Consider the following 22,517-nt stretch of genomic DNA (forward strand, 5'->3'; position numbering starts at 1 on the left):
AGGGGGTTGCAAGCCCGGCCCGGACGGGCTATACCCCCCGCCGATCCCTGCTGGGGGATCGTCTAACGGTAGGACCCCAGACTCTGACTCTGGTTGTCTAGGTTCGAATCCTAGTCCCCCAGCCAACGCTCCTGCACCCCTCTGATAATCAAGCGCTTTGTCGGCTTGGACCAACCGTTCGGGGCGTCGTATGCGCTATGCTGCCACATTACCCTGAAGAGGGTCGTTTTCTATTACCCCCATCGATTTCCTGCCCCGCTGCGGCGGTGAACGGGCGCTCTCGCTGCTGACAACGAATTTTCGCCGTGCTGAGTATTTGGCATCACGGCTGGATCAAGCCTTTGCTCAGGCGCTCAGGCCTGTGGCCGAACTGCGAGCAAAAAAGCCATTGATGGTGACCAATAGGGGCTGCAGTTAATGATTCTGCCGAGTCCATCCACGGCTGCGTGCAATTCGCGATAACGCATCCCATTTGCAATTAAAAACAGGTAATTTTTGGCAATAAAAAATACAAATGTATACGGTGAAATTTGCCAAGCTGGGTATTCTGAAATAAATTGATGATAAATTACATTACATTGAACTAAATTATAATTTAGTTTCAAAATTCTAGCCATTCTCACAGTTCTCTTTGACGCCACGGCGTCATGATATCGAAATGTATACGCAGAGAGGCTTCAGCAGGCGATGACCAATCAGCTAAGCGAGCGAGTTTACACAGGCCTCCGGCAGGAAATCATTTCCGGCCGGATTGCCATGGGCGAGCGCCTGCGCGAGACACATCTGGCGATGCGGTTGAAAGTGTCGCGCACGCCGATCCGTGAGGCGCTGCAGCAACTCGCCGCCGAGGGGCTGGTCGAGGTCGATGAACAGGGCTTCCATGCCAGCATCTACTCGGCGGCACGCGTTGCCGAAATCTATGGCTGCCGCGCGCTGCTTGAAAGCGAGTCGGCCCGGCTGGTGGCGCAGACCGGGCTGAACAGCGAAGCCCAGATTGAGCTTGAGCAGGCAGTGGGCTTCTGCGACCGCCTGCTGGCCGATGCGCGTGCCAAGGGCATGATTTCCGATCCCGATGTGCGGCGCGCTTTCCTTGAGCAGAACAATATCTTCCATTCAGTGATGCATGCCGCTTGCCCGAACCGGATGCTGCGCGAACTCATCCGACAGGTTGGCGACATCCCGGCGTCGATCCGCAATTATTTTCGCTTCAGCGACGATCAGCTTTTCGAGAGCCATACCGCGCATCGCCGCATTCTGCGCGCCCTTATCGCGCGGGATGGCGAGCGCGCCGCGGCGCAGATGCGCGAGCATATCTGGGCGGCACGGGATCGCATGGATCCCACCGCGTTCCGCAAATTTACTGAAGCTAGTTCGGCAATACCGGTGCCACCCATGGCCCCGGAGGCAAACAGGGTAACATCCAACGAACAGGGGAATGACGATGAAAAGCAGCAAGTCGCCAGTTGAAAAGAAGCTCTCCCGCCGCCGGTTCCTCACCAACACGGCCGCCGGCGCGGTTGTGATCGGCATGCCTTGGGTCACCACCAAGGCCCGTGCCGCCGGCCAGCTAACCGTGGTGCTGAATCAGGGTCTGCTGGCGAAGCTCTGGATCGATCATCTCAATCCGGTGTTCGAGAAGGAAACCGGCGCCAAGCTGAATGTGCAGCAGTCGGTGACATCGAACATGCTGGCGATGCTCAAGACGCAGAAGGACAATCCGCCCGACCTGATGCAGTTCTCGGAAGCCGGTGTGTTTCTGGCCCGTGATGAAGGTCTGCTGCGGCAGCACAAGGCGGCGAATATTCCGAACTGGAAATTCCTGCGCAAGGAATTCAACATGGCCGACGACTACTCGGCCGGCATGATCGATGCCATGCATACGATCTTCTACAACACCAATGTGGTGAAGGAAGCGCCGAAATCCTGGGCCGAGTTGTGGGACCCGAAGAACAAGAACCGCATTGCCATTCCGCCGGTCACCTGGAATAACGGCCTGCGCATGATCGTAACGGCGGCCGAAATCGCCACCGGCAAGCCACTGGCCCAGGCCCAGTATGATTACGAAGCCGGCATCAAGCACCTTGCCAAACTGAAGCAGAATGGCGTGGTCATCTACAATGATGCGCCGCAGGCCCTGCAGATGATGCAAAGCGGCCAGGTGCCGTACGTGCCGTTCTATGTTGCCTTTGCCGCCCCGGTGGTGGCCCAGGGGGCGCCGATCTATCCGGCTTCCACCCTGAAGGAAGGCAAGCATGGCGAGATCGTCGGCCTGAACATGCCGGTGAACGCCAAGAATGTCGAGTTGGCTGAAGCCTATGTCAATCTCAGTCTGTCGAAGGACTTCCAGTCCAAGATCGACTCGGTGCTGCGGGCCCGCTGCGCCCATACCGAGGTTGTGGTTTCGCCGGATACCGCCAAGCTGATCGGCGCGCCGGAGAATACCACCTATGCCGATTGGGCCTTCCTGTCGAAGAACCGGGCCAAGATTACGGAAGTCTGGAACGAGGCATTCGCCTAATACCGGCAGGCCAGCAGGGGGTGCAGAAAGTGAGCGGCATCGCTACGCCAATGACCAGGTTCGACGCCACCGATTGGCGGCGTGTCAGCCGAGGTCTGCTGTTGCTCGCGCCCCTGCTGGCCTTCCTGCTGGTCTTTTACATCATGCCCTTCGCCAACATGATCGGCGAAAGCTTTTCCTACTGGAGCGGTGATGCCAAGACCGGGCAGGGGCCGACGCTGTTCCAGTATGTCAAGACTCTGGAAAGCGCCCGCGTCCTGCGCGCCTTGAACCGGACTTTCGGCATCGCCTTGAATACAGTGTTGATTACGCTGCTGCTGTCCTACCCGGTGGCCATGCTTCTGCTCGGGGTGGGGCGGCGACTGCGCACGGCCATCCTGCTTGTCACCTTCGTATCCCTGGCATCCAGCCTGATTATCCGGAATTACGGCTGGGTGGTGGTGCTGGCGGATGGCGGCGCGGTGAACAGCCTGCTCATAGCCCTGGGCCTGATCGATGCGCCGATACGGCTGATGTATTCCGAACTGGCGATCACGCTTGGCCTTGTGCATTACGCCATGCCCTTCATGATACTGCCGATCTACGGCACTTTGCTGCGCCTGCCGCCGTCGTTGCGGGAGGCATCACTCTCGCTCGGCGGCAGTGAATGGCGCACTTTCCTGCATGTTGTGCTGCCGCTCAGCCTGCCGGGGGTTTTCGGCGGCACTATGCTGACCTTCGCCGTCAGCATGAGCGCCTTCGTCACGCCCTTGATGCTGGGATCGCCGCGCACTGCCATGATCTCCCAGGTGGCCGCAGAGCAATTGCTGGTGCAGCTCAATTTCGCCTGGGGCTCGGCCATCATCGTGGTGCTGACGGTGATCACGTTCGCGATTGTCGCGATTTATGCATTCCTGCTGCGCAAGGTGTTCCGGGCCGATGTCTGACCGCAGCATATTCCACAGCGTCAACAGCGTTATTGCCTGGCTGTCCCTGGCGTTTCTGGTCTTCCCGGTTCTGCTCACCGTGGTCGTATCGTTCAATGCCTCTTTCTTCATTGAATTCCCGCCGAAGGCCTTTTCGCTGCATTGGTATGGCAATATTGGAAAGATTCACCGCATTGTGGATGCAACGCTGATCAGCGCCGGCATCGCCATCGCCAGTGGGATTTGCGCCTGCATCCTGGCTGTAGGCGCCAGCCTGGCACTTTCCCGCTCGCCACTGCCGGGGCGGGCGGCGATCACGGCTTTTCTGCTGTCGCCGGTGACCATGCCGATGGTGGCTATCGGCATCGCGCTGGTGCAGTTCTTCATCTCCATTGGCACCGCCTTCACTTGGTACAGCCTGATGATCGGACATATCGTGCTGGTGGTGGCGTATCCGATCCGCACCTTGCTGGCCTCGCTGGCGCTCACCAATCCGGCCCTTGAAGAAGCCGCCGAGTCACTGGGCGGCGGTCGCTGGACGGTATTTCGCACCATCACCTTGCCGCAGATGAAGCCCGGTCTGGTCAGCGGCTTCCTGTTCGCATCGCTGATCAGTTTCGACAACTACCCGATCAGCGTATTTCTGGTGCGGGGCGGCATCACCACAATGCCGATCGAAATATTCAACTACATCACGCAGAATCTTGATCCGACACCTGCTGCATTCTCCACTCTGTATATCGTGGTGATCAGCCTGGTGATTGCGCTGGCCGAATGGCGCTATCGGATCATTTCGCACACCATACCGTGAGGTGCCAATGGCAGGGCTTGAACTGGAAGCTGTACGGGTATGGATCGGTAATCACGAGATCCTCAAGGGCGTTGACCTGAATGTCGCTAAGGGGGAATGCCTGGCACTGCTTGGCCCTTCCGGCTGTGGAAAAACCACAACGCTGCGGGTAATCGCCGGCTTCACCAAGGCGCAGCAGGGGCAGGTGCGCGTTGCCGGCCGGAATGTCGCCGATACGCCGCCAAACAAGCGCAATGTCGGACTGGTGTTTCAGGATTACGCATTGTTCCCGCATATGACGATTGCCGAGAATGTCGGCTATGGCTTGCGCATGCGCGGATTGCCCAAGGCCGAGATATCCACCCGGGTAAATGATGCATTGGCCATGGTGCAGCTGGAGCACGTGGCTGCCCGTTTTCCGGCCAATCTTTCCGGCGGCCAACGCCAGCGTGTTGCCTTGGCGCGGGCCCTGGTGATCAAGCCCGATATCCTGCTGCTGGATGAACCGCTGGGCGCGCTTGACCGCAAGCTGCGCGATCAGATGCAGGTCGAACTCAAGCAACTGCAGCGGCGCAGCGGCATCACAACGATCATTGTTACCCATGATCAGGAGGAAGCGCTTTCGCTTGCGGATCGCGTGGCAGTGATGTTCAACGGCGCCATCCGCGAGATAGGCACGCCAGAGGTGCTTTATGAAACGCCGCGTTCGCGTGCGGTGATGGATTTCCTCGGCACCTCGAATATTGTGCTGGCTAATCTCGCCACGCCTGGAATCATGGTGCTGCCAAATGGCGTGCAATTGGCGCGGCCGCAGGCCTTGGCGAATACGGGTACCACGGCCACCCTGGGGATCCGGCCCGAGCATGTGCAGCTTGTCGCCGGCGCTGCATCCCCCGATACGATGACTGCCGATCTGATTGAGTGTGTCTATAAGGGCGGCTTGGTTGAAGTGCATGGCCGGTTGGCTGATGGCTCGGCCATCCAAATCAACACCACTGCCGCCCAGGCTGCCGCCCACGGCCTGAGCAGCCAGGGCGCCACGATCCGGTTCAGGTTCCCGCCTGAACGCCTGCAAATACTGGCCGAGTAGGGGCTGTGTGCCGCAGCTAAACAGACCGGGGCATGATGGAGGGAACAGTGGATAGAAAGGTCAACGATGTCGGGGGATTGCCCAAGGAAGGCGCTCTCCATCTCGAAGAACATCCCGTGACGCTGCACGAGAAGCGCATCGACGCTATGTTGATGCTGCTGACCAGCCCGAAGGTGGATGCCTTCAAGGTTGATGCGCTGCGCCGTGCCATCGAGCGCCATACCGCGGACGACTACCGGAAGTTCGGCTACTATGACAAGTGGATCCGCGCGGTACGCGATCTCCTGATCGAGCAGTCAATCCTTACGGCTGCCGAGATCGATGCCAGGATTGAGCAGCTCAAGGCTCGCCGGGCAGGGGGCGCCACATGACTGCAGTGCCACCAAAGCCAGGCCAGGCAATGAATATTGGCACGATGGTTCGCGTGTCGACCCGGAAACCAGAAGTGCATTGCCGCACGCCCAGCTATTTGCGCGGCGCGTCCGGCGTGGTGGATGAGGTGGTCGGCTTCTATCGCGACCCTTCTCTGTTGGCATTTCACAAACCGGGCCTCCCCATGCGCCTGCTGTATCGCGTGCGCTTCCGCCATCGCGATATCTGGCCGAATTACATGGGCAATGCCGCGGACAGCATATTCGCCGATCTCTATGGGGATTGGCTGGAGCCGATACAGGAGCAAAGCAATGGCCAGGCCTGAAAACCCGCACCATGATCATCACGACCATGACCATGACCATGACCATGACCATGACCATGACCATGATGACCATGCGCCGATCAATGATGATGATTTCAGCACCCGCTATGAAGTGCTGCTGGAAACGGCGATCCGGGAATTGCTCGATGAAAAAGGCATCTTGAGCAACGAGGATATCCATCGCCAGATTGATATCCAGGATAGCCGAACACCAGCGCTGGGGGCGAAGGTTGTTGCGAAAGCCTGGGTAGACCCGGCCTTCAAGGCGGCTTTGATCGCCGCGCCGCTCAAAGCCATCAATGATCACTTTGGCCTGGCCATCCAGACGCCGCTGGAACTCAAGGTGCTCGAGAATACCCAGACCCTGCACAATGTCGTGGTCTGCACGCTTTGCTCCTGCTATCCGCGCATGCTGCTGGGGATTCCGCCAGCCTGGTACAAGTCGATTGAGTACAGGTCCCGCGTTGTGGTCGAGCCACGCCAGGTTCTTACTGAATTTGGCACGGTACTGCCTGCCGATGTGGAAGTGCGGGTTTCCGACAGCACCGCAGATATCCGCTATCTCGTGCTGCCGATGCGTCCACCGGGCACGGATGGCCTGAGCGAAGACGCACTGGCGGCATTGGTGACGCGGGATGCCATGATCGGCACGGCCTTGCCGCTGCCCGTTGCCTGAAACCGTAACAGCTTATCTTAGTCAGGAGCATATTGTGCAAGCGACACCCACTCTGCGCGAAAGCCTCAACCGCGGTACCTTACTCAGCATTCCCGGCGTCTTTGACATGATTTCCGCGCGTATCGCCGACTCGCTCGGGTTTGATGTGCTGTATATGACCGGCTATGGCACGGTTGCTTCCTATCTCGGGCTGCCTGATGCTGGCTTGGCCACCTATACCGACATGGTTTCCTGTGTATCCCGTATAGCCAGCGGGACGCGCGCGCGATTGATTGCGGATGGCGATACCGGCTATGGCGGCCTGCTCAACGTGCAGCATACGGTGCGTGGCTATGAGATGGCTGGCGCTGCAGCGATCCAGCTTGAAGATCAGGAATTTCCCAAAAAATGTGGCCATACGCCGGGCCGCCGGGTGATCCCGAGCGAAGACATGGTGGCGAAGATCAAGGTGGCGGTGGAGACCCGCAGCAGCAGTGACTTTCTGATCGTGGCGCGCACCGATGCGCGTACCACGCTTGGTCTTGATGAGGCTCTGCGCCGCGCTGAAGCCTATGCCAGGGCCGGGGCGGATATATTGTTCGTTGAATCTCCCGAAAGCGAAGAGGAGATGGAACGGATCTGCCGCAGCTTCGACCTGCCGCTGCTTGCCAACATGGTGGAGGGCGGGCGTACCCCGGTGCTGCCGGCGGCGCGGCTGCAGGAACTTGGCTATGCGCTGGCGATTTTTCCCGCCACTGGCTTCCTCACGGTCGGCGCGGCACTCACCCGCAGCTACAGCGAAATCAAGGCGCATGGCTCCACCGCCAATCGCGACCTTGATCTCTACGATTTCATGGATTTCTCGCGCTTGATGGGTTTCGAAAAGGTCTGGGATTTTGAGCGCCGCACCGCCGGCCTTACATCAAATTAAGCCAGGAGCAAGCAGACATGGAGATCGCTGCCGATCTTTCGGAGAATTACCGCGTTGCCTTCGATGGCCGGATCGGCTTCGGCAAGCGACCTGCCCTGCTGTCGATCGATTTCGTCAAAGCCTATACCACGCCGGGGGCGGCGCTGTTTGCACCGGGTGTGGTCGACGCGGTGAAGGCATCGGTTGCGCTCTATGCCGCTGCCCGCAGGGCTGGGATTCCGATCATCTACACCAAGGTTATCTACCGGCCCGATGGCCGCGACGGCGCCGCCTTTGCTACCAAGGTTCCTTTGCTCAGAACCATGACGGCCGATAACCCACTCACCGAGATTGTCGATGAATTGCCGCCAGCGCCGGCAGATACCATCATCGTAAAGCAATTTGCCAGTGCTTTCTTTGCCACCAATCTGGCGCCGATGCTCACCTGGATGGGGGTGGACACCCTGATCCTCACCGGCTGCTCCACGAGCGGCTGCGTGCGGGCCACGGCGGTGGATGGTTGCTCCTATGGCTATCGTGTGATCGTGCCTGAGGAATGCGTTGGCGACCGCCATCCGGCGCCCCATCAGGCCAATCTGTTCGATATCAACTCGAAATATGGCGATGTCGTCGGCATTGCCGAGGCGAGCGACTATCTGGCGCAATGCCAGGCGATCAAGCGCTGAGCCGGAGGAACATTATGCGGATCAAGACAGCTTTTCTGGTTATGGCCATGACATTGGCCACCTCTGCGGCACAAGCGCATCATCCCATGGGTGGCATGACGCCGCGCAGCCTGATGGAGGGCCTGCTGTCAGGCCTTGGCCATCCCATCCTGGGCCTCGATCATTTCGCTGCGTTTATCGGCTTTGGCCTGATCGTGGCGCTAAGCGGGTTGCCGCTGGTTGTTGCGGTTCTGCTGCCCGCCTGCCTTGCGATGGGCGCTGTGCTGCATGTATCCGGTGTCTCGGTGCCCCATGCCGAAGCCTTGATCCTGCTCAGCCTGGTCGCAATGGCGGTGTCGCTGCTCGCCATCCGGAAGTTGGGGCGGCTGCTGCCAGCCTTGGTTATCCTGGTCAGTGCGGCGCTGCATGGCTATGTGCTGGCCGAAACCATAATCGGTGCCGAGCCCACCCCGCTGCTGGCCTATTTCGCCGGCCTTGTGATCATTCAATCGGCAATGCTGCTTGGCCTGGTGTTGCTGCTGCGCCTGCCTGTTTTGATGGCTGCTTCTGTCCCGGTCTCGCGCGCCGCCGCGGTTGCCCTGTTGCTTGTCGGCGGTCTGTCGCTCGTCCTCTGAGCGGACAGCTCATTGCATACATATGGTCTGTGCCCGCAGCGGATACTGCTGCCGCGTGAAGAGCCATAGCTGCTCGCCAATAGCGAGCAAGCCATAACTGGCCGTCAAAGCTGATTGGGCGGCTGGCAGATTTCGCTTGACTTATTTAATTCCTATATGGAAATTAGTTTAACTAAGTTATTCCATATAGGAATTTTTATGAGCCAGCCCTATCGGTGCGCCATCCTCAACGACTATCAGTCCGTTGCACTCACGATGGCCGATTGGAGCGGCGTGGCGGCTCAACTCGACATCACGGTGTTCGATCGCCATCTGGGCGATGAAAACGCCGTGGCGGCGGCATTGCAGGATTTCGAGATTGTCGTGCTGATGCGGGAACGCACGGCATTTCCGCGCAGCCTGTTCGCCCGCCTGCCGAAGTTGAAGCTGCTGGTCACCACGGGAAGGCGCAATCCGTCCGTAGACATCCAGGCGGCTCGCGACCATGGCGTATTCGCAGCCGGTACCGGTTCTTTCGACCACCCGACCGGCGAACTGACCTGGGGCCTGATCCTTGGCCTGCTGCGGCAGATTCCGCTGGAAGATGCGAACCTGCGCCAGCGCGGTCCCTGGCAGCGCAGCGTCGGCGTCGACCTCAAGGGGCGCACCATCGGTATCCTGGGCTTGGGCAAGCTGGGCGGTCAGGTCGCCCGGGTGGCCGAGGCATTCGGCATGCGCCGCATTGCCTGGAGCAACAACTTGACGCCGGAACGCTGCGCCGAACTCGGGGTCGAGTATGTCAGCAAGGACGAATTGCTGCGCCAGTCGGATATCCTGACCATCCACACTAATCTGAGCAAACGCACTATCGGCCTGATTGGCGCTGCCGAACTGGCCATGATGAAGCCCACGGCGATCCTGGTGAATACCTCGCGCGGTTTCATCGTCGATGAGAAGGCCTTGGTCGAAGCGTTGCGGCAGAACCGGATCGCCGGTGCCGCGCTGGACGTCTACGATCAAGAGCCGTTGCCGGATGACCACCCGTTGCGCGACCTGCCAAACACGCTGCTGACCCCGCATATCGGCTATGTCACCGAGGATAATTACCGCCTGTTCTTCAAGCTGGTGGTGGAGGATATCCGCGCCTGGCTCGATGGCGCACCAATCCGCGAGTTGACGCACGAAGCACAACTCGATCGCACTCAATAACGTAATATGGAATTATTATTGTAGACAACTTTCCATTTTGGAATGTAGCGTCTGCATCAACAGGACATCGACTAGTCGGAACAACAGACAGCAACGGGGGTTGGTGATGAGCAAGCTGGACAAGAAGCGTATTGGTCGCCGCGCGGCGCTGAAGACCCTGGGCGGCGGCGCTGCTGCTGCCGCCTTCACCCTTGGCGGCGCGCCCTGGAATTTCGCCATCGGCCAGAGCCAGCGCACCGTGCGGATCTGGACCACGCAATCGGCGCCGGCGCAGATCAAGGTGTATGACACGATCATCAAGATGTTCGAGGCCAAGAACCCGAAGATCAAGATCGCCCTTGAACTGGTTTCCGACGACGATGTTTTCCCCAAACTGACCGCTGCTCATGCGGCTGGCCAGCCGCCAGAAATCTGCTCCAACACGAATACCTATGTTCCTGGCGCGCTGCATGGCCGTGGCCTGGTGGAGAACATGGCCGACGTGGCCAAGGCGGTGGGCGATTTCACGCCGCGCTCGCTTGAAGTCTACAATGAAGGCGGCTTCCAGTTCTCGCTGGGCGCCGCGCTGACTGTGATCTCGGCGATGTGGGTGCGCACCGATCTGTTCGCCGCCGAAGGCCTGGACGTGCCCAAGCACTGGGATGATTATCTGGTCGCCGCCAAGAAGCTGACCAAGCGCGGCGTTTACGGCACGGCGCTGCCTTATGGTAAGGGTGCTTTCGCCAACCGCATGATGGACATGTTCATCCGCCAGGCCGGCGGAGATATCGTGGCGCCGGATATGTCGGTAGTGTTTGACAATCCCGGCACGCATCGCGCGCTGGAATTCATGGCTGAAGCACGGGCCTTTGCGCCGCCGGGCGCCAACAACTACAGCTTCGGCGAGACCCTTAATGCTTTCGTCAGTGGTGCCACCGCCATCGGCGTTTACTCTGGCCGCACGCTGTCAAACATTCATGCGCAGAATCCCAGCCTCAAGGACAAGGTGAAGGCCGCGTTCTATTCCTATCCGCGCGATGGCCAGCGTTACTGGGTCTGTGGCTATGATGCCTTCTTCATCAACAAGGGCGCCAAGGTGAATACCGACGAAGCCAAGATCTTCGCCGAGTTCTTCTACCAGCCAGAACCCTATACGCTGTTCCTGCATGGCGCGCCTGCGCATAACCTGCCGGTGGTGGACAAGGTGGCGCGTTCCGCGACTTACAATGACAACCCGGTGCTGAACCAGCACAAGGCCGATATCGACACTCTGATGGCCATCGCTGCCGAAGGCTGGGTTAATATCAAGCCGACGGCGAAGCATCCCTTCATCTTCAAGATGGGCGATATCTACGGCAGCAATATCATGGCCGAAGTGCTGCAGCGCGTCGTGGTCGAGAAACAGACCCCGAAGGCCGCCGCCGCCTGGGGCCAGGATCGTATCGCCGAGATCATGAAGGCCTGATCCGGCCGGCAAACCGAACGAGAGCAAGATGGCGCGTCCCCTAACCATCGAACAGCGCGACAGCCGGCTGGGTGTCTGGTTGATCGCGCCATCCGTTCTCGTTTTCCTTTGCCTGATCGCCTATCCGCTGGTCGATAGCGTCTGGATGAGTTTCCGCCAGATCAATACCATCACCCTGGATGGCCATTACGTCGGGCTGCGCAATTACGAGGAAATTATTAGCAGTCCGGATTTCTGGCGTTCGCTGATCAACAATTTCATTTGGACCGCCGGCGCGCTTACCTTGCAGGTTGTCGCCGGCATCGCTATCGGCCTGATGCTGCACCAGAATGTGTGGTGCCGTTCGTTGGCGCGCGGCTTGATTCTGTTTCCCTATCTGCTGCCGATGGTGGTGGCGGTTCTGGTTTGGAAATGGCTGTTCAACGATCTCTACGGCCTGCTGAATGCCGCCCTGGTGCATTCCGGGCTGGTGGATTTCCCGGTCGACTGGCTCGGCGGTATGCCAAGCGCGATGATCAGCATCATCATTGTCGGCGCCTGGAAATACTTCCCCTTCGTTGTGCTGACTGTGCTGGCGCGGCTGCAAAGCATCCCGGAGCAGCTCTACGAAGCAGCAAAGATTGATGGCGCCGGCCCACTGGCTCGATTTGTCGATATAACGCTGCCGCAATTGCGCGGAGTCCTCGTCATCGTGGTGTTGTTGCGTGCTATCTGGGATTTCAAGGAATTCGATCTGATCTACATGATGACCGGAGGCGGCCCGGTGATAAGCACGCAAACATTGCCATTGCTGGTGTTCAAGCATGCCTTTCCGTTGCAGCAGCTAGGCAAGGGTGCGGCTGTGGCCGTTATCATGATGCTGATTATGCTGGTATTCATGCTGGGTTACCTGCGACTCTACGGGCGGGAGCAGGATAAATGAGGCAGCATCCCTGGCTTGGCCGCCTGTTGTGGAATCTCATGGTATGGGCCGTGGTGCTCACCATTGCCTTTCCGCTTTTCTGGATCGTCTCAACGGCGCTGCGTCCTGAAACCGAATTGTTCCAGCGCCCGCCGTCTTTGCTGCCCGGCACGGTCACCTTCGAGCATTTCCGCCGGCTGGTGATGGATACGCCGTTTCCGATCTATTTCCGCAACAGCGCCATCGTCGCGCTAGGCACCACGCTGATGGTGATCATCGTGGGATCGCTGGGCGCCTATAGCCTGTCGCGCTTCCGCTATCGCGGACGGGGCGCCATCGCCAAGGTGGTGCTGCTCACTTACCTGATGCCGTCGGTCGTGCTGTTCCTGCCGCTTTACCTGATCATGGCTGAACTCGGCCTGGTCAACAGCCTGTTCTCGCTGGTGCTGGCCTATATGACCTTCGCGCTGCCCTTCGCGCTCTGGCTGCTGCGCTCGTTCATCGATGCGATCCCGGTGGAAACCGAGCTGGCCGCCATGGTGGATGGCGCGTCGCGCATGGGGGCGTTCTTCGACGTGGTGCTGCCGCAGGCGCTACCCGGCATCATCTCCACCGCGCTTTTCACCTTCATCCTGGCCTGGAATGAATATCTCTATGCCCTGGTCCTGACCAACCGGGATACGGAGAAGCCGTTGCCGCCGGGTGTCATCACGATGCTGACCTCGTCATACAATATCGAATGGGCCCTGCTGATGGCGGCATCGGTGCTGATGAGCCTGCCGCTGATCTTGAGCTTCGCCTTCATGCAAAAACATCTCACGCGCGGCTTCGGTGCCGGCGCAGTCAAAGGTTAGGGTAGCGGCGTGGCCAGTGTCACCTTGAAGCATCTCGGCAAGAACTACACCACGGCTGCGGCGGCGGCCGTGACGGATCTGTCGCTCGATATCCGCGAAGGCGAATTCATCGCCTTGCTGGGGCCGAGTGGCTGCGGCAAAAGCACCACATTGCGCATGATCGCTGGCTTGGAAACCCCTACCGCCGGCAACATCCTGTTCGGCGACAAGGATGTGACCTACGAATTGCCGGCCGACCGCAATATTGCCATGGTTTTCCAGAATTATGCGCTCTATCCGCATATGACGGTGCGGGAGAACCTGGAATATCCCTTGAAGAAGCGGCGCGTGCCGGTGGCAGAGCGCCAGGCGAGGTCGCGCGAGGTATCCGAGCTGCTGCAGATAACCGCGCTGCTCGATCGCCGTCCAGGCCAGCTTTCGGGCGGCCAGCAGCAGCGCGTGGCGCTGGGGCGCGCGCTGATCCGCAGCCCTTCCGTGTTTCTGCTCGACGAGCCGCTCTCCAACCTCGATGCCAAGCTGCGCAGCCATATGCGCACCGAGCTGGTGCAACTGCATCGTCGCTTGCGCACCACGATGATTTACGTCACCCATGATCAGCTTGAAGCCATGACCATGGCGGATCGCATCGCCATCATGTTCGATGGTAAATTGCAGCAATTCGATACCCCTGAGCAGATTTACAACAAGCCCTGCAATCGCGAGGTGGCCGGCTTCATCGGCACGCCGATGATGAACTTCCTTGCCGGCAGCGTGCAGCCCGGAGCCAATGGTCCGGAGTTGATCGTAGCCGGACATCTCGCAGCCATACTTCCTGCCCAGCTCAATAGCCTGTGTGGCCGCACGGTGACGGTTGGGGTTCGCCCCGAGGACGTTACGGAAACCGCCACTGGTATCGCGGCGCAAGTGGTGCTCACCGAGCCGATCGGGCACGAAACCCTGGTCAGCCTGGATCTTGGGCCGCATCGTGTGGTGATGCGCCATCGCCCGGATTTCCGGATTGGCGCAGGGGAGTACATGCAGCTTCACTTCAACCCTCAAAAAGTGCACTTATTCGACCCGGATACAGGGCAACGAGTCGACACAGGCACATGACCGGCCGGCCAGCCGGCAGCAAGGGAGAGCGAAGTGGACCTTAAGGAATTGCAGAGCTTTTGCATGGTGGCGCGGCTGCGCAGCTTCTCCAAGGCATCGCAGTCGCTAGGCATCGGGCAGCCGGCGGTGACCAAACATATCCATCGCCTGGAAGCCGAACTGGGCAAGAGCCTGATCGAGCGCGGCACCCGTCCTACCCAGTTGACGCCAGCCGGCCTAGAGCTGTTCCGGCTGGCAACGCCACTGGTGGAAGGATTGCTGCGTTTCGCCCGCAATGAACGGCAACAGGCTACCCTGGCGCCAGTGGTGGTGGCCTGCACCCACGGCTTCATGAACGAACTACTGCTGCGCTCGGTGCAATCCTTCCGCGTGGTTGAGCCGCATCAGCCGGTCCGTATCAAGCTTGGCACCAAGCAGGATGTGGTGTCGATGGTTACTTCCGGCGCAGCGGATTTCGGTATTGCGCCGAGCCCGGATCGCCTGAAAGCGCTTAATTTCGCACCGCTCGCGGCTTCTGAACGCGTGTTGATCACGCCACGTGACCATGAATTGCTCAACCGCCCGCTGACCAGCCTGGCTGAAATCGCCCGCTATCCGCTGATCCTGCTGGGCTACATGACTCAGACCCGGGTGCTGATCGAGGATGCCTTCAAGGAGCATGGCGTTGCTTATGAAGTCGCGGTCGAACTCGACAGCATGGATATGGTGAAGCGCTATGTCGAACTCGGCCTCGGGATCGGCATCGGCCACAAGATCGCGCTGGATGCCGAGGATAGCGTCAATCTCGGTATCGTGCCGCTGAGCAAGTTCCTGCCTTCCGAGCTGGTCGGCGTCACCACCAGCCGTTCACGCCCACTGCCAGAGGCAGCGGCGAAGCTGATCGATCATATGAAGCAGAAGCTCGAAAAGACCGTCAGCCGCCAGGCGGCGAAGCCGGTACCTGGCGCTGCGCGGCGCAGCCGCAGTTGATGCCATGGTAAACTCGGCAGCCGTTTCCGCCTCGCTGCTCGCCGCCGAACTGGCGCGGGCAGAGGCCGTGGCTGCCGCTGACGTGGCTGTGGCCCGCAACCGTGCCCAGCCGTTGAAGCTCTCCTTTCCAGTGGATAGCCAGACGATGCCGGCCTTTCAACCGAGCTGCCGTGAGCCGGCCGATGGCTGAAGCCGCCGATCTCAGTGTGGCCGACGCCGCCGCGCTGATTGCGCGCCGAGCGCTTTCGGCCCCGGAGCTGTGCGACAGCTACCTGGCGCGCATCGCGCGTCGCGATCAGCGCCTGAATGCCTATCTGCATGTTGATGCCGATGCGGTGCGACGCGCCGCTGCCACGCGACAGAACCTGATCGATCGCTCCGGTCCTGCTTCACCGCTGGATGGCATCCCGATTGCGGTCAAGGATATCATTGACGTCGCCGGCCAGCGCACCAGCAGCCATTCCGCCGTTACTGAGAACCATGTTGCCTCCCGCGATGCTGCTGTAGTCGAGAGGCTGCGGGAGAATGGCGCCATCATCCTCGGCAAGACCGCTTTGCATGAATTTGCCATTGGCGGGCCGTGCTTCGATCTGCCCTGGCCACCGGCGCGCAATCCCTGGGATGTGACACGCCACCCGGGGGGGTCCTCCAGCGGCTCCGGCGCGGCTGTTGCTGCCGGCATGGCGGCTGCCGCGCTTGGCACCGATACGGCGGGGTCCGTGCGCAACCCGGCCACCTGCTGCGGCCTGTATGGCCTCAAGCCGACTGCCGGTGCGATTTCACGGCGCGGTGTGTTCCCGCTTGCCTTCAGCTTGGATGCCGTTGGGCCGATCACGCGGCGCGTCGAAGACATGGCCCTGATTTTTGCGGCCCTGGCGCAGCCCGATCCGGATCCGGCAGGCAGTCGCGCGCATCCGCATCATGGCCGCCTGTATCCGATTGCCCAGGGCATCACGGGCATGACGCTGGGCCTGGTGCGCCGCTTCCACCGCGATGCGCCGGAAACCGAAGCAGTGATGGCGGAGAATTTCGAGCAGACGGCGGCTGCCTTTGCAGCACTGGGCGCCAGGCTGGTCGAGATCGACCTGCCGCCGCTGGCGGACTGGGCCAATTGCACCCGCGTGATCCAGCAGAGCGAAGCCTATTCGATCCATCGCCCCTGGTTGGAGAGCCAGCCAGAGCGCTACTGCGCCATCAGCCGGCAGAAGCTGCTTCCGGGGGCTTTCCTGCGCGCCATCGACTATATCGAAGCCCTGAAGGCGCGGCGGGTGCTGACAGCAATTCTGGACGATGCCTTCAGCCGTTGCGATGTGATGCTCTGTGTATCGAGCATGACTGTCCCCTGCCGCCTGGATGATCCGGAAGCGATCCGGACGACTTACGAGAAGCAGGCAAGGCTGCCCTTCAGTCTTTCCGGCCATCCGGCGCTGGCTTTCCCTACGGGCTTCACCGCCGACGGGTTGCCCCTGGGCCAGCAACTGGTGGCGCCGGCATGGCGCGAGGATTTGTTGTTCCGCTTCGCACAGACTTATGAGAAGGCACATCCCTGGCATGAAAGGCGGCCGCCATGCTAGCCGGTTCGTTGCGCGACAAGCTGCGCTCAGGCACAGCTTTCTTCGCCCTGCATTCCGCGGGTGCCAATCCGGACCTAGTGGAAATGCTGGCGAAGGCCGGTGCCGATGCGGTTTATCTCGATGCTGAGCGCAGCCCGCTCGACCTCGGCCAGATCGTCGCCATGCGCCGTGCCGCCCATGCCTCCGGCTGCCCGGTGCTGCTGCGGCCACATAGCGACATGCCGGCCGAACTGGTGCGCTATCTCGATACCGGCGTTGACGGCCTGATCTGCCCCCGGATTGAAAATCCCGCGGATCTGGTGGCGATCCGCGAGACCATTCGCTACGCCCGTGGCAAAGCAGCCGACAAGACAGCATTGGTGGCGCAGATTGAAAGCGCTGCCGCAGTGGAGGCGCGCGCCGCATTATTCGCCGCCGATGCCGCTGATGCTTTCTTCCTGGGGCCAAACGATATCGCCTGGGGCATGGGGCTGGAGGCATCGGCAGTGGAGGTGCAGGACCTGCTGCGCCTGACCTTGCGAGATGGCGCACAAGCTGGCCGCACGGTCGGCCTGCCCGTCGATCCAGCTTCCGTGGCTGAGTGGCATGAACATGGCGCCCGCTATTTCAGTGTTCGCCTTCCTGCCGTGTTCAAGGGCTTGATGCAGCAGTTGCAAGTGGCCACGGCTGGTTAGTGGCGCGTTACAGTAGAAACGAGGATTACATGCCGACATTGCCCAAGGAACGCTTTCCCTATTCCTCGCCTTTCACGCGACCGGCACTCAGCTTGCCCGATGGCGGACGGATGATCGTGTGGCCGGTGGTGAATATCGAGGAATGGGAAGTCACGCGCCCGATGCCGCGCCATGTCTCCTCGCCACCGATGGGGCAGCAGGTGATCCCCGACATGCCGAACTGGACCTGGCATGAATACGGCATGCGTGTGGGCATCTGGCGGTTGATCGAGGCTTTCGCAGCGGCTGACATACGACCGACGCTTTCGATCAACGCCAAGGTATGCAGCAGCTATCCGGAAGTGGCGCAGGCCGTGCGCAAGGCGGCCTGGGAATTCATGGCGCATTGCTATGTGCAGATGCCGATCCATCAGATCGAGGATCAACGCGACATGATCCGGCTGTCGCTCGATACCTTGCGCGATTTCACCGGCAAGCAGCCGGAAGGCTGGCTGGGGCCGGGGCGGACACAGACATTCCATACGCTGGATTTCGTCGCCGAAGCCGGGTTGAAATGGTTTGCTGACTGGATTCTGGATGACCAGCCTTTCTGGGTGAAGACGGCGCATGGCCCGATTCTGTCCATCCCGTATTCGGTCGAACTCAACGACATCACCATCATGGTGACCGGGCAGCATTCCTCCGACGAGATGTTCCGCCGCACCTGCGATGCCTTCGACCGGCTCTATGAGGAGTCGGCCAACTCGACGCGGGTGATGGCATTCGGCGTGCACCCATATGTCACCGGTGCGGCGCACCGCATCACCTATCTCGAGAAGATGCTGAATTACATGAAGCAGCGCAGCGGTGTCTGTTTCTGGACTGGCGAGCAGATCTACGACTGGTATTTGGCACAGGTGCCGGCGCCGGCCTGAAGGCGATCACGCACGGAGCGGATCGGCCTGCCGGCCCAGAACCAGATCGGCACAGGCGCGGCCATAGGCTGGCCCCAGAGTCATGCCATTCATGGTGACAGCGTGGAAGAAACCCCTCTCACGCCCCGACTCGCGCAGGATCGGCCGCCCATCGGTGCCGGAATTCACCGCCACCCAGCTTCGCAGCATCACCAGATCGGCTACCGGCGGCAGCACCCGCGCCGCCGTGACGAGATTCCCGGCGAGACGCGGGGCGCTGGCCCGCAAACGCCCATCGGCGGCAGCCACGGCGCGCCAGCCGCCACCGATGATCATGTTGCCGGCCTTGGCCTGCTTCATGGTCAGCCGTTCGCTGACATGCGCCAGCAGCAGATCGGTCAATGGCGGCGCCGGCTCGCTCACCAGCATATGCAGCGGTGTGGCGCGCACTGGAATTGTCTCGCCGATCATGCCGGCAATTTCTCCGGCCCAGCCGCCGGCGGCATTCACCACGCGGCGTGCCCGCACCAGGCCCCGCGCCGTCGCGATGGCAAAGCCTTCCGGTTCGCGGCGGATACCCTGCACCGGCGCCTGTTCCAGGATGGTGATGCCGTTGCGCCGGGCCAGCCGCGCGAGCGCCGGCGCGGCCAGCAATGGATTGATCTTGCCTTCATCGGCGCCATAGGAAGCGGCCATCACGGATGATGACAGGTGCGGTACGAAGCCTTGCGCTTCGGCGGCAGTAAGTAGCCGGCTATCGGCACCGGCGGCATTTTCCAGCACCACCTTGCGCCGCAGCTTCTCCAGGTCTTCCGGCGTCTCCGCCACCACCAGGCCGCCCGTCACGGCGATCTCGATATTGGTATCCAGCCTCGGCGCCAGGGCTTGCCACAAAGCAACGCTACGCTTTTGCAGTCGCAGCAGATCCAGTGCCGCTTGCACATTCTCGCCCTCCAGGATCGGAAAGGCATAGGCCAGAATCTGGGTATGCAGGCTGCCGGCATTGGCAAAGGAAGCCTGGCCGCGCCCCCGGTCGCGATCAATCACCACCACGCTGGCGCCACTCTCCTGGAGTGCCAGCGCCGTGCATAGGCCAATGGCACCGCCACCGATCACCGCCACATCGGCATGCAGCGGTGCGGGCAATGGCTGGCCGACACTCGGCGGCGGTGCCGGCAACGGCGCAACACTGGTTCCATCGCCAATCAATGCGGCATAGCCGGCCATCGCATCCAGCGTGATCGGTTTGGCCGGTACTTGAGCCGGCAGGCGGGAATCGGCTTGCATCGCTTCCGGATGGCAGGCCGCCAGATTGGCGCTGCAAAGCCGGCCCTGGCAACGTCCCATGCCGCAGCGCGTGGCCCGTTTCATATCGGCGAGCAACGCTGCCGCGTCGGACTGGGCCGCAAATACTTCGGCACGCGGCACCGCTTCGCAACGGCACAATATGGCGTCGTCATCCGGCAGATGCGCCAAGGGCGGCGCGCGGTAAATGCGCCAGAGCGCACCCTGGAACGCGCGCTGGCCGGCCTGGTCTTGCTGCCATTGGCGGGCCGCTGCATCCGGCCGTGCCTTGCCGGCCTCGCGGTCTGCCAGCAAGGCTTCGGCCGCCAGCCTGCCGCCGCTTTGCGCCGCATCCGCGCCCCAGATGCCGGCACAATCCCCGGCGACATAGAGGCCGGGCAGGCTGCTGCGGCCCATCGCATCGCAATCCGGCACAACGCCGCGTGCATGCTGGCGTTGATCCAGGGCCATGCCGAGCCCCAGTATCTGCTGCAATTCGAGATTGGGCTGGAAGCCATAGCCCATGCAGACGGTGTCGACCGCGCAGGTCCATTCACTGCCTGGAAGCGGCCGTCCTTCGGCATCGACGATGGCAAGGGTGGCGGCTTCGACCTGGTGCGCGCCATGCACCCGCAGCAGCGCGGTCGAGAAGTGCAGCGGTACGCGCCGCGCCCAGAGCTGGCCGAGATAACCAAGCCCGCGCAAAGTTTGCGCCGTGCCATGGCGGGCCAGCGCAACAAGATCGGCTGCCGCGGCGGCCCAGGGTGCTGGTGCCGCCTCGGCCACAGCGACCAGTTCGGCACCATCGGCGGCCAGGCTGGCGGCAAGCTGGAGATTGAGCGGCCCGTTGCCGGCGATCAGGATGCGTCGGCCAGGCGCCACGCGATAGCTGCGGCTCAGCGTCTGTGCCGCACCAGTCGCCATGACCCCGGGCAGGGTCCAGCCCGGCACCGGCAGCGGACGCTCGGCCGCCCCGGTGGCGAGGATGACAAACCGCGCCGACCAATGCAGCGCGTTGGCCTCGCTTTCGGCAAAGAGGTGGTATCCCTGTGCCTGCCGCGTGATGTCCCAAACCATGCAACCGGTGTGAAATCTGGCACCGGCGGCGCGCGCTTCGGCAACCAGCGCCTGTCCGGCGGCGAATTGTGCATCCGCCGCCGCCCCCTTGCGTGGCACAAAGCCAGGACTGAGCGGTTTGAAATACTGCCCGCCAGGACTGGGGCGTTCGTCCAGCACTGCCACATCCAGGCCGCGCCGTGCCAGCATTGCCGCCGCCGCCAGACCTGCCGGACCGGCGCCCACTATCGCGACATCGCAGCGCTCCTCACGCAGCGGCTTGCCGGGGCGTCCGGCAGCGGCACCGCCCTTTGTGTGTATTTCCTGCCCCGGCTGCACCTTGGTGAGGCAGGCCCGCTGCCCCGGTCTGCCATCTACGGTAACAATGCAATCCATGCATACGCCCATGCCGCAAAAGCCGGCGCGAATACGTCCGCGATCAACGCCGAATTGCCGCAAGCCGGATGCCGCCATGGCTGCGGCAATCGTATCGCCCTCTATTGCCGCAATGGCTTGCCCATCAACTCTGATGGCGACATCGGCACCACATTGGCGATAGGCTGGCGTGGCGAAGCGGTGGGAAATCTGAGCGTCCATGGTCCTGACAGACTAAGGTAATTGCGTTCGGCCCGGAAAAATATCTTTGATTAAAATGGAAATTTCTATAGTCTTAGTATTCCATTCTGGAAACATAGCCGGAGCACTAAAATGGATCGCAATTCGGTAGATTGGTCAGGGCAGGTGACTGCGGTGGTGACGCCGTTCAACCAGGATGGCTCGATCAATGAAGAAGGCCTGCGCAACCAGATCGACTTCCTGGTTGAAGAGGGCGTGAATGTGGTTATCGCCAACGGCTGTACCGGCGAGTTCTGGGCGCAGTCGATTGAGGAACGCAAGCGCGTTATGAAGGTGGCGGTGGAAGCCGCTGCCGGTCGCATCCCGGTGATCGGTGGCGCCAGCGCCAACTACACGCCAGACGTGGTCGATCTTACGCGCTACGCAGCCGATATCGGCTGCAGCGGCGTGATGGTGATGCCGCCATACCTGGTGCGACCGAACAACGATGATATCTATCACCATTACAAGATGGTGTCGGATGCGGTGGACCTGCCGATCCTGCTCTACAACATTCCACGCGACACGGTGAATGATCTGACGCCGGAACTGGTCAACAAGCTGGCGGATCTGCGTACCACGGTGGCGATCAAGGACAGCAGCTTCGACTTCAATATTTTCTGGCGCCTGCAGACCTCTGTCAGCGATCGCCTGCGCGTGCTGATCGGCCCGTCGACGATGTTTGGTGCGCCGGCCGTGCTGATGGGGGCCGATGGCTGGGTGGATACTTACTCCAACCTCTGGCCGCAGATGACGGTTGGTCTGTGGCGCGCAAGCAAGGCGGGCGATTGGGACAAGGCGCGACAGCTGCAGCGCGTCGGCATCGAGTTCCGCCGTTTCCTCTCCGAAGGCGACCGCAATATGTACAGCGCCGTGAAGGCGGCGATGAACATCATCGGCCTGCCGGGCGGCTATCCGCGCCTGCCGCTGCGCCCGCTCGAGGAACCGCATCTTTCCCAATTGCGCGATGGCATGATCCGCTTCGGCGTGCCGGGCCGCAGGCAGAACCTCGCCTCCGTAGCCGAATAAGAGCGGCGCGAAGTTCGAGCAGCGGAGGCGCAAGCCTCCGCTGCTTTTTTTGTGCTCAACGGGTGTGATCTGTGGCGCT

23 protein-coding genes and 1 tRNA gene are annotated in these 22,517 nt (G+C 61.1%); 23 read left to right on the plus strand and 1 reads right to left on the minus strand.

The genetic code is table 11. The features are described from left to right. Positions 1-51 precede the first annotated feature (51 nt). The 22 genes from V6B08_RS07370 to V6B08_RS07475 all read left to right on the plus strand — a co-directional run bounded on the left by V6B08_RS07370 (position 52) and on the right by V6B08_RS07475 (position 18,475). A tRNA-Gln gene (locus tag V6B08_RS07370) sits at positions 52-125 on the plus strand. A gap of 562 nt (positions 126-687) precedes the next feature. Continuing rightward, entirely contained in the window at positions 688-1,467 is a 780-nt protein-coding gene (locus tag V6B08_RS07375) for a GntR family transcriptional regulator (protein ID WP_341979189.1), read from the plus strand. Further along, entirely contained in the window at positions 1,442-2,518 is a 1,077-nt protein-coding gene (locus V6B08_RS07380) for an ABC transporter substrate-binding protein (protein WP_341979191.1), read from the plus strand. The genes V6B08_RS07375 and V6B08_RS07380 overlap by 26 nt, the downstream gene beginning before the upstream one ends. 50 nt (positions 2,519-2,568) lie before the next feature. Next, a complete protein-coding gene (locus tag V6B08_RS07385) occupies positions 2,569-3,444 on the plus strand; it encodes an ABC transporter permease (protein WP_341979193.1) in 876 nt (291 codons plus the stop codon). Next, positions 3,437-4,234 carry an ABC transporter permease gene (locus V6B08_RS07390; RefSeq protein ID WP_341979195.1) on the plus strand — a complete coding sequence of 266 codons (798 nt, stop codon included), beginning with the start codon at positions 3,437-3,439 and terminating at the stop codon, positions 4,232-4,234. Before V6B08_RS07385 ends, V6B08_RS07390 begins: the two co-directional genes overlap by 8 nt. Positions 4,235-4,241: 7 nt before the next feature. Further along, the gene (locus V6B08_RS07395; protein ID WP_341979197.1) at positions 4,242-5,303 is read left to right on the plus strand and encodes an ABC transporter ATP-binding protein; all 1,062 of its coding nucleotides are present in this window, start codon (positions 4,242-4,244) and stop codon (positions 5,301-5,303) included. 32 nt (positions 5,304-5,335) lie between these two features. Next, positions 5,336-5,674 carry a hypothetical protein gene (locus V6B08_RS07400; protein ID WP_341979199.1) on the plus strand — a complete coding sequence of 113 codons (339 nt, stop codon included), beginning with the start codon at positions 5,336-5,338 and terminating at the stop codon, positions 5,672-5,674. A 29-nt stretch (positions 5,675-5,703) separates the two neighbouring features. Then, positions 5,704-6,000 carry an SH3-like domain-containing protein gene (locus V6B08_RS07405; RefSeq protein ID WP_341979201.1) on the plus strand — a complete coding sequence of 99 codons (297 nt, stop codon included), beginning with the start codon at positions 5,704-5,706 and terminating at the stop codon, positions 5,998-6,000. Continuing rightward, positions 5,987-6,676: a nitrile hydratase subunit alpha gene (locus V6B08_RS07410; protein ID WP_341979203.1), complete on the plus strand. Its 690-nt coding sequence runs from the start codon at positions 5,987-5,989 to the stop codon at positions 6,674-6,676. Before V6B08_RS07405 ends, V6B08_RS07410 begins: the two co-directional genes overlap by 14 nt. Before the next feature lie 34 nt (positions 6,677-6,710). After that, positions 6,711-7,586, plus strand: coding sequence for an isocitrate lyase/PEP mutase family protein (locus V6B08_RS07415; protein WP_341979204.1), 876 nt, complete (start codon positions 6,711-6,713; stop codon positions 7,584-7,586). Positions 7,587-7,603: 17 nt separating this feature from the next. Continuing rightward, the gene (locus V6B08_RS07420) at positions 7,604-8,251 is read left to right on the plus strand and encodes an isochorismatase family protein (RefSeq protein ID WP_341979206.1); all 648 of its coding nucleotides are present in this window, start codon (positions 7,604-7,606) and stop codon (positions 8,249-8,251) included. A 47-nt stretch (positions 8,252-8,298) separates the two neighbouring features. Beyond that, positions 8,299-8,865, plus strand: a complete 567-nt coding sequence (locus V6B08_RS07425) for a HupE/UreJ family protein (RefSeq protein ID WP_341981605.1) — start codon at positions 8,299-8,301, stop codon at positions 8,863-8,865. A 198-nt stretch (positions 8,866-9,063) separates the two neighbouring features. After that, positions 9,064-10,053, plus strand: coding sequence for a D-2-hydroxyacid dehydrogenase family protein (locus V6B08_RS07430; RefSeq protein WP_341979208.1), 990 nt, complete (start codon positions 9,064-9,066; stop codon positions 10,051-10,053). A gap of 106 nt (positions 10,054-10,159) precedes the next feature. Then, positions 10,160-11,497 (plus strand): ABC transporter substrate-binding protein, encoded by a 1,338-nt coding sequence (locus V6B08_RS07435; RefSeq protein ID WP_341979210.1) that lies wholly within the window; start codon positions 10,160-10,162, stop codon positions 11,495-11,497. A 28-nt stretch (positions 11,498-11,525) separates the two neighbouring features. Then, complete coding sequence (locus V6B08_RS07440) at positions 11,526-12,419, plus strand: carbohydrate ABC transporter permease (RefSeq protein WP_341979212.1); 894 nt, start codon at positions 11,526-11,528, stop codon at positions 12,417-12,419. Beyond that, positions 12,416-13,252 (plus strand): carbohydrate ABC transporter permease, encoded by an 837-nt coding sequence (locus V6B08_RS07445; protein WP_341979214.1) that lies wholly within the window; start codon positions 12,416-12,418, stop codon positions 13,250-13,252. Before V6B08_RS07440 ends, V6B08_RS07445 begins: the two co-directional genes overlap by 4 nt. A 9-nt stretch (positions 13,253-13,261) precedes the next feature. Further along, positions 13,262-14,344, plus strand: coding sequence for an ABC transporter ATP-binding protein (locus V6B08_RS07450; protein ID WP_341979216.1), 1,083 nt, complete (start codon positions 13,262-13,264; stop codon positions 14,342-14,344). A 33-nt stretch (positions 14,345-14,377) separates the two neighbouring features. Continuing rightward, the gene (locus V6B08_RS07455; protein WP_341979218.1) at positions 14,378-15,313 is read left to right on the plus strand and encodes a LysR family transcriptional regulator; all 936 of its coding nucleotides are present in this window, start codon (positions 14,378-14,380) and stop codon (positions 15,311-15,313) included. A gap of 4 nt (positions 15,314-15,317) precedes the next feature. Continuing rightward, entirely contained in the window at positions 15,318-15,503 is a 186-nt protein-coding gene (locus tag V6B08_RS07460) for a hypothetical protein (RefSeq protein ID WP_341979220.1), read from the plus strand. After that, positions 15,496-16,887 (plus strand): amidase, encoded by a 1,392-nt coding sequence (locus tag V6B08_RS07465; protein WP_341979222.1) that lies wholly within the window; start codon positions 15,496-15,498, stop codon positions 16,885-16,887. The genes V6B08_RS07460 and V6B08_RS07465 overlap by 8 nt, the downstream gene beginning before the upstream one ends. Next, positions 16,881-17,561: an aldolase/citrate lyase family protein gene (locus tag V6B08_RS07470; RefSeq protein ID WP_341979224.1), complete on the plus strand. Its 681-nt coding sequence runs from the start codon at positions 16,881-16,883 to the stop codon at positions 17,559-17,561. The genes V6B08_RS07465 and V6B08_RS07470 overlap by 7 nt, the downstream gene beginning before the upstream one ends. A gap of 29 nt (positions 17,562-17,590) precedes the next feature. After that, on the plus strand, positions 17,591-18,475 hold the full coding sequence (locus V6B08_RS07475; RefSeq protein WP_341979226.1) for a polysaccharide deacetylase family protein: 885 nt from the start codon (positions 17,591-17,593) through the stop codon (positions 18,473-18,475). A gap of 6 nt (positions 18,476-18,481) precedes the next feature. Here the strand turns inward: V6B08_RS07475 and V6B08_RS07480 are convergent, their stop codons facing one another. Beyond that, positions 18,482-21,391, minus strand: a complete 2,910-nt coding sequence (locus V6B08_RS07480; RefSeq protein WP_341979228.1) for an FAD-dependent oxidoreductase — start codon at positions 21,389-21,391, stop codon at positions 18,482-18,484. Between the two features lie 111 nt (positions 21,392-21,502). Between V6B08_RS07480 and V6B08_RS07485 the strand changes: the two genes are divergently transcribed. After that, the gene (locus V6B08_RS07485) at positions 21,503-22,438 is read left to right on the plus strand and encodes a dihydrodipicolinate synthase family protein (RefSeq protein ID WP_341979230.1); all 936 of its coding nucleotides are present in this window, start codon (positions 21,503-21,505) and stop codon (positions 22,436-22,438) included. Positions 22,439-22,517: the final 79 nt, after the last annotated feature.

The organism is Ferrovibrio sp. MS7, from assembly GCF_038404985.1.
Taxonomy (GTDB): Bacteria; Pseudomonadota; Alphaproteobacteria; order Ferrovibrionales; family Ferrovibrionaceae; genus Ferrovibrio; species Ferrovibrio plantarum.